The sequence below is a fragment of the Roseivirga sp. UBA838 genome (assembly GCF_002296035.1).
Taxonomy (GTDB): domain Bacteria; phylum Bacteroidota; class Bacteroidia; order Cytophagales; family Cyclobacteriaceae; genus Roseivirga; species Roseivirga thermotolerans.
The window spans coordinates 1-6871 of record NZ_DBHC01000002.1; the positions used below are offsets into that span (position 1 = coordinate 1).

The window sequence follows — 6871 nt, forward strand, 5'->3', positions numbered from 1 at the left end:
TAAGAGGGGATATTTTACTACTTCCTTACATAGAACTCAGCTTAAAGTTGAGAATGCGATTGCGGTCAAACCGTTTCAGTTATTAATTTCTTTTTCCAATGGATAAAATTAACGGGTTGACTTTAAGGGGCTTATCTATTCTTCATCAAAGCCTGATATTAAGAAATTCATAGATGAATATCTGTTCAATTCTTTTCGTATCGAAAATGGAAATATTATCTGGGTAGATTTTGATAGGCTATTTCCTCTTTCGGATCTCTATTCAAGCAAAATTTCTTAAAAAGGAGCCGCATAAATAACTTCTCTGGTGTCCGTTAGCTTTACAAAGTCAACTTCGCCTGCACCTTCAAAATGGTACCTGAAGCCTACAATTTGTCCAATACTAGCACGAACCGGAAGCGTTAGCTTGTGCTTGTCTGCTATGTAAAACTTAGCCAAGCCTCCGTTTACTTCCATTTTAACCTTCTGCCATTGGCTATAGTCGGTCTGAAGGCTCCTTATGTCTACCTGAGTAGGATAGAACTCCTGACCGGCAATAAGTATAGGGCCTTCAACCGAACAGGCGCTAATTGAGAGGGGAATAAGGAAGGTGGAATTGGTGCCGACAATTTCTAGCTTGATTCTTTTACAAGGAGCACCATAAGAGTTAAAGGTGCTTCTCAAACGAGTTTCCAGCGTAAAGTCTAGACCCGAAACGGGGTTTATCTGGTCGAAATAGTGAAAGGTTAGGGTAGGGGTAGTGATTTGAGACTCTATTTCTTTTAGCTTATCAGCCGATAAACCTATCATAGCATCGCACTTAATATCGCTTTTATTCAGGTATTCAATGGTTCCCGAGTTGTTTAAGGTAGCTACCCAACCAAAGGACTTAACGAAGACGTCATTTACTTTTAACAGCTCATTGTCTGCTATTAACTGTGCTTTGTAGTATCCCGGAAAAGCATAGGTAGCCTTAAATTCTTTTTGCGATTTACTTACTCGTACTCCGTTCAGATCGTCTTTCGATTTTTTAATGTAGATGTTCTCGGAGTTTACCCCACTCAGATCCAGGGCGAAGGTTATTTCGGCAGGTACTTGAAAACTCACGTTTTTGCCCACGAAGGTAATTTCCAGCCAGGAGCCGAGCGTAATAAATGTGGGGAGGCATAAAAAGAGGCATATATAGAATATGCGCTTTCGCCTATTTGTAGGGTGAACCCTGTGCACAAAAGCACGGATTGAAGGAATTAAATACATTGGTTGGGGTAGTGGGTCTTAAGAGATAGGCCGTTTATAAGACGCTATGAATGTATAACTTATATACAGAAAAACCAATTACAAATACATGAAATTGATTTTTACATACTGTAAAAGATTATTAGACCAATAGCCACAGAGAGTAATAGAATTATAGTTTGTTTGATAAGCTCTCTTTTTCGCTCAGCTGATAATTGTAGTTTTAATCCTTTTAGATATTCAGGGCTGGCTTTTCTAAATCTATACTTCTTGAATTCTGATTCAGCCTTGGGTTTAAAAGTGTTGACCTCTTTTATGTTGAAAGCATCTCTACGCGCGGTTAGCGCTCTGTTGGCTTTCATTCTTTTGATAGAATCCAATATGTGGCCTGCGCTAGACATAGTGTGTTTTACGGGTATAATAACACTATTATCTATAGTACAAGGACAAACGGGTTTGAGAAGATAATTAACGGAGCCTAATGAGTCTCAAAAACCATTTCAGGTTCTTCAACTTCCACCACTCCATTCTCATTAATTCGCTTCAATTGCACCGTTTTTAGTTCGTTGATTAGCAGTGGATCATATTTTGCGGCCACCCTCACATAGTTTTCAGTAAAACCGTGCATCATGCCATTTTCAACATCGTCTTCAAAGAGAACGGTGCGTGTAGTTCCCAGCTGGCTTTCGTAAAACTGTCGTTTCTTCTTTTCGGATAGAATACGCAACATTTTAGAGCGTTTCTGTCTTTCCTTCATTGGTACAGTTCCTTCCATTTCAGGTGCTGCCGTATTGGCCCTTTCCGAATAGGTAAATACATGTAAATACGAAATGTCCAGTTCGTTCAGAAAGTTGTAAGTTTCCAGAAAGTCGGCTTCTGTTTCGCCAGGGAAACCAACAATGACGTCTACTCCAATGCACGAATCGGGTATAAGGCTCTTAATTTTTGAAACCCGGTCTTCGTACAGCTCTCTCAGGTAGCGCCTTCTCATTTTGCGCAAAATTTTATTGCTACCTGACTGTAGCGGAATGTGGAAGTGCGGTACGAAGCGCTTTGAATTAAGCGTATATTCTATGATTTCATTGGTTAGGAGGTTGGGTTCAATAGATGATATCCGAATTCTGTCAATGCCCTCTACCTCATCGATTGCTTTTACAAGGTCAACAAATCGCTCAGTTCGTTTTCCGTCCTGAATTCCAAAGTCACCTATGTTTACCCCGGTAAGCACTATTTCCTTAGTATCGGTGGCGGCTATTTCCTTTGCCGATTTAATAATGTTCTCTATGCTGTCGCTGCGGCTTTTGCCTCGGGCAAGTGGTATAGTACAGAATGCGCAGTGATAGTTGCAACCATCCTGAACCTTTAAGAAGGTTCTGGTTCGGTCGTTTATAGAATAGGCATTGTTAAAAGTTGTTGCTTCTTTGATCTCAGAGGCCAATACTCTAGCCTGCGGAGATTTTTTGAAAGTAGGAAGGAGGTCCAGAAGTCTGAACTTTTCAGCCGCTCCCAAAACAGCGTCTACTCCCTCAATATTGGCAATTTCTTTGGGTTTTAGTTGGGCATAGCACCCAATGATAGCCACAAACCCGTCAGGGTTGATTTTTTGAGCCTCTTTAACAATCTTCTTACACTTCTTATCAGCATTTTCTGTAACGCTGCAAGTATTAATGATAAAGACATCGGGGGTGTCAGAAAACTCCACCTTGGCAAACCCTCTTTCCTCAAATTGTCTGGAAATAGTAGATGTTTCGGAGAAATTTAGTTTACAGCCTAATGTATAAAATGCAACCTTCTTCATTGACGGGTGGAAAGACTGCAAAGGTAAGGATTATTGAAGAAAGATAGTCGATGGAACCCTTTTAGCTTCACTTTTTCAGAAATCGATAGTATTAGGTGTGATTTTTAACCCAAATCTCTTAGTGCAAACGTTTTTCTTTTGAAAACGGATAAAAAAATAAGCTGAAACGAAAGAGGTTTACGTAATTGTGTTAATTTCGGGACGAATTTAGATCACAAAAGTCAACAAAAATGTCGAATCAGCGCCAACGTGCCCTAAACATCGTGCAGCAAAGAACTACAGACAGAGTTTTTGCTCCTTCTGACAAAATTTCTGACTTCTTCGCAGAAGAAGTGTTCACAATGGACAAGATGAAAGCCACTCTTGCTCCAGATACTTTCAAAAAAGTAGAAAGTGCCATTAAAAAAGGGAAGAAAATTGACGTAGAAACTGCCAATGAGGTAGCTTCTGCTGTAAAAACCTGGGCAATTTCTAAAGGAACCACTCATTATACTCACTGGTTTCAGCCGCTTACAGGTGCAACAGCCGAAAAGCACGATTCGTTTTTCGATGCGCACAAGGGCATTGAGGTGTTTAAAGGTAGCGAGTTGATTCAGCAGGAACCCGATGCATCCTCATTTCCCAATGGTGGTATACGATCTACTTTCGAAGCCAGAGGTTATACGGCATGGGATCCAAGTTCACCAATTTTCATTTGGGGACGTACACTTTGTATTCCAACCATTTTTGTGTCGTACACCGGTGAGGCCCTGGACTATAAGGCACCGTTGCTAAAAGCTGTTGAGGCAGTAGATAAGGCGGCCACTAAGGTTTGTCAGCTTTTCGATCGAAATGTGAATAGAGTCAGTGCTTCACTAGGCTGTGAGCAGGAGTATTTTGTAGTAGATAAGGCCTTGTTCAATGCTCGTCCTGACTTGGTAATGGCCGGAAGAACCGTGTTTGGCCGCCATCCTGCACGCGGGCAACAGTTGGACGATCACTACTTTGGTGCCATACCAAGTAGAGTATACAACTTTATGAAAGACTTTGAAATAGAGTGCCTTAAACTAGGTATACCTGTTTCTACCCGTCATAATGAGGTGGCACCTTCTCAATTTGAGGTGGCACCAATATTTGAAGATATTAACGTGGCCACAGATCATAACTCGCTTATGATGGATGTGATGAATCGAGTGGCCGAAAGGCACGACTTGTCCATTCTGTTCCACGAAAAACCATTTGCAGGTCTAAACGGTAGCGGAAAACACAATAACTGGTCTCTTATCGCATCCAATGGGGTGAACGTATTCCAGCCAAGCAGCAGTGCCAGAGAAAACCTTCAATTTCTTACGTTCCTGGTTAACACCGTTAAGGCCATTCATGAGTATGCGCCTTTGTTGAGGGCCAGTATTGCTTCTGCCGGAAACGATCATCGCCTGGGTGCTAATGAAGCCCCTCCGGCTATTATGTCGGTTTTCCTGGGGTCCGATCTTAATGCCGTTCTCGATGAACTTGAGAACAATGGTAACATTAAGATTGACAAGGGTGAAAATATGTACATGAAGTTGGGAATTGATAAGATTCCTGAGATCATTCTCGACAACACCGATAGAAACAGAACGTCTCCCTTTGCCTTTACAGGTAACAAGTTTGAATTCAGAGCAGTTGGTTCTAACCAGAACGTGGCTGAGCCAATGACAGTGCTTAACCTCATTATGGCTAAGCAACTGAAAGAATTCTACAAGGTAGTTAGCGAAAGGATTAAAAAAGGCGAAGACAAAAAGATTGCCATTGTCAACGTGCTTAGAGAATACATAAAAGACTCTAAGGCCGTTCGCTTCGAAGGTGATGGTTACTCTCAAGAGTGGGCCGATGAAGCCGAAAGAAGAGGTTTACCTAATGTGAAAGATACTCCAAGAGCGTTGGATGCTTATGTATCTAAAACCTCTAAGCATATTTTTGAGGAGTTTGGTGTAATGTCGCCACTAGAGCTAGAAGCGCGAAACGAAATTCAGCTAGAGAATTATATTCTCAAGATTCAAATTGAAGCACGCCTGATTTCTGAAATGTCTATGGCGCAGGTAATTCCTGCCGCAATTAACTACCAGAATAAACTAATTCAGAATGCTCGTGGTTTGGGAGAGTTTGGGTTAGATAATAGCCATATCAAATCGATTCTCGAAAAGGTAAACGCTCAGATTGTTACTATTCAGAAGAATGTAACAGCCATGAACGATGTGAGGGGAGAGATTAACTCTATAGAAGATACCAGAGAAAGAGCCATTGCTTACTGCGATCAAATTAAAGCAGCTTATTTTGATGTGATCAGAGATGCTGTGGATCGTTTGGAAGGTTTGATTGACGATGAAGACTGGCCATTATTGAAGTACAGAGAAATGTTATTCTTAAGGTAATTTCCTTTTTGAAACCACTATAGAAGGCCTGTTTTCATTAGAGAACGGGCCTTTTCATTTGTTGGTAGTTGTTGCGGTTTCATCAGACCACAGGTAAAACTATGGGGAGATTAATAGCAGGCATAAATTGTTGTGGGCATCCTTTCTTCTTAGACTAAGCAGAAATGTCGTTTGCTGGTCAATTGCAGGGTGATAATAAACATGCTCATTTACAAATAGTTATATTTATAATGAATGCGTGGAATGACCAAAAAGAAGATTAAAATAGGTTGCCTGACTCTTTTATTAGGCTTTATAGTTCTTACTCAAATTGTAAGCAGCTGTGTTAGCCTCACCAAGAGCGATAGGGAGGTAGCAAAGTATTTTCGAGACAAGCCGGTTCAACCACGAAGTGTGTTTTACAATGTGGATGGTTACGCCATTCATTATAAACAACTAGACGTAGCGAAAAACGGTACTATTGTGTTTCTGCATGGTTCACCGGGCGGATGGGATGCGTTCATAGATTATTTTGCTGACAGTACTTTGTATCAGAACGTGTCTGTAGTGGCAGTAGACCGCCCAGGCTATGGCAAGTCGGAATTTGGCAAACCGGTAGGCTCCATAGAGAAGCAAGCAGCCTTGTTGCAACCCATGCTTGAGGCGTTGCCTGCTCCCAGAGTTATAGTAGGTCATTCGTTAGGAGGGCCAATTGCTGCCCGGTTGGCAATGGATTACCCCGATTGGGTAGATGGTCTTGTGCTACTGGCACCGGCTTTGGATCCGCGCCTTGAGCCTAACGAAGATTGGTTCAGAAAGCCCATGCGATGGCCATTGCTAAGTGCGCTGGTTCCCAAAATTATACGGGTTTCGAACGAAGAGCTTATTTTTCTTGAGGAGGAGCTTGAACAAATGCTTCTGCTTTGGCCCGGAGTTCAGGCAAAAACTATTGTGGTACAAGGAGGAGAGGATGGACTTGTACATCCACAGAATGCCAATTTTGCTGATAGCATGCTAATCAATGCTCAAAAAGAGGTGATATTCTTACCTAAGCAGAACCATTTTTTACCCTGGAATGAATATGCTCTTGTAAAACAAAAGGCACTGGAATTGATGAGGGAGTTCAGGCAGTAAGGATTAACTCAGTGCTTCTATTTGCTTTAAAACCTCTTCTGCCTCGGCAGTCTTTAAGTCGCTTGCTTTCCGGTTGCTGTGTGAAAGCTTGTGAGCTTCTTCAATTAGTTTTTTGTAACGATCGTGAAGCTTCTCTTTTTCTGTTTTTTTAGTAAACCAACCCATGATTTTTTATAGCTCAACAGCTCTTTAAATACAATTGTTTTAGTAGGGGTGCTTATTTAACCTGAGTTCGATGTACGAAAAGAACGTCATGCCGGAAAGATAGGCCTTAAACTCTCAAAAAGGGCTGTTTTATCCGGTATCTCAACAGAGCCTAAATGAGATTGCGGATATTTTCCTTTGCGTATGT

6 protein-coding genes are annotated in these 6871 nt (G+C 41.5%); 2 read left to right on the forward strand and 4 right to left on the reverse strand.

The annotated features are described in order from the left end of the window. Positions 1-276: 276 nt before the first annotated feature. The 3 genes from B3O12_RS00025 to mtaB form a co-directional block, all read right to left on the reverse strand. Positions 277-1236, reverse strand: a complete 960-nt coding sequence (locus B3O12_RS00025; protein ID WP_286754848.1) for a hypothetical protein — start codon at positions 1234-1236, stop codon at positions 277-279. 101 nt (positions 1237-1337) lie between these two features. After that, positions 1338-1577 carry a hypothetical protein gene (locus B3O12_RS00030; protein ID WP_286754849.1) on the reverse strand — a complete coding sequence of 80 codons (240 nt, stop codon included), beginning with the start codon at positions 1575-1577 and terminating at the stop codon, positions 1338-1340. A 116-nt stretch (positions 1578-1693) separates the two neighbouring features. Then, positions 1694-3013: a tRNA (N(6)-L-threonylcarbamoyladenosine(37)-C(2))-methylthiotransferase MtaB gene (mtaB, locus tag B3O12_RS00035; RefSeq protein ID WP_286754850.1), complete on the reverse strand. Its 1320-nt coding sequence runs from the start codon at positions 3011-3013 to the stop codon at positions 1694-1696. Between the two features lie 230 nt (positions 3014-3243). Here mtaB and B3O12_RS00040 point away from each other — a divergent pair, with 230 nt between their 5' ends. Both B3O12_RS00040 and B3O12_RS00045 read left to right on the forward strand, forming a co-directional pair. Continuing rightward, positions 3244-5406: a glutamine synthetase III gene (locus B3O12_RS00040; protein WP_189629821.1), complete on the forward strand. Its 2163-nt coding sequence runs from the start codon at positions 3244-3246 to the stop codon at positions 5404-5406. Positions 5407-5649: 243 nt separating this feature from the next. After that, positions 5650-6519: an alpha/beta fold hydrolase gene (locus B3O12_RS00045; protein ID WP_286754851.1), complete on the forward strand. Its 870-nt coding sequence runs from the start codon at positions 5650-5652 to the stop codon at positions 6517-6519. A 3-nt stretch (positions 6520-6522) separates the two neighbouring features. On the opposite strand, the gene B3O12_RS00050 is transcribed toward B3O12_RS00045, so the two are convergent. After that, positions 6523-6684 carry a Lacal_2735 family protein gene (locus B3O12_RS00050; RefSeq protein WP_308440966.1) on the reverse strand — a complete coding sequence of 54 codons (162 nt, stop codon included), beginning with the start codon at positions 6682-6684 and terminating at the stop codon, positions 6523-6525. Positions 6685-6871 lie beyond the last annotated feature (187 nt).

What these genes read in the sequence shown, in the direction of transcription:
- B3O12_RS00050 (WP_308440966.1), bottom strand. Translation starts at nt 6,684, where the DNA reads ATGGGTTGGTTTACTAAAAAAACAGAAAAAGAGAAGCTTCACGATCGT.
- B3O12_RS00040 (WP_189629821.1), top strand. Translation starts at nt 3,244, where the DNA reads ATGTCGAATCAGCGCCAACGTGCCCTAAACATCGTGCAGCAAAGAACT.
- B3O12_RS00030 (WP_286754849.1), bottom strand. Translation starts at nt 1,577, where the DNA reads ATGAAAGCCAACAGAGCGCTAACCGCGCGTAGAGATGCTTTCAACATA.
- B3O12_RS00045 (WP_286754851.1), top strand. Translation starts at nt 5,650, where the DNA reads ATGACCAAAAAGAAGATTAAAATAGGTTGCCTGACTCTTTTATTAGGC.
- mtaB (WP_286754850.1), bottom strand. Translation starts at nt 3,013, where the DNA reads ATGAAGAAGGTTGCATTTTATACATTAGGCTGTAAACTAAATTTCTCC.
- B3O12_RS00025 (WP_286754848.1), bottom strand. Translation starts at nt 1,236, where the DNA reads ATGTATTTAATTCCTTCAATCCGTGCTTTTGTGCACAGGGTTCACCCT.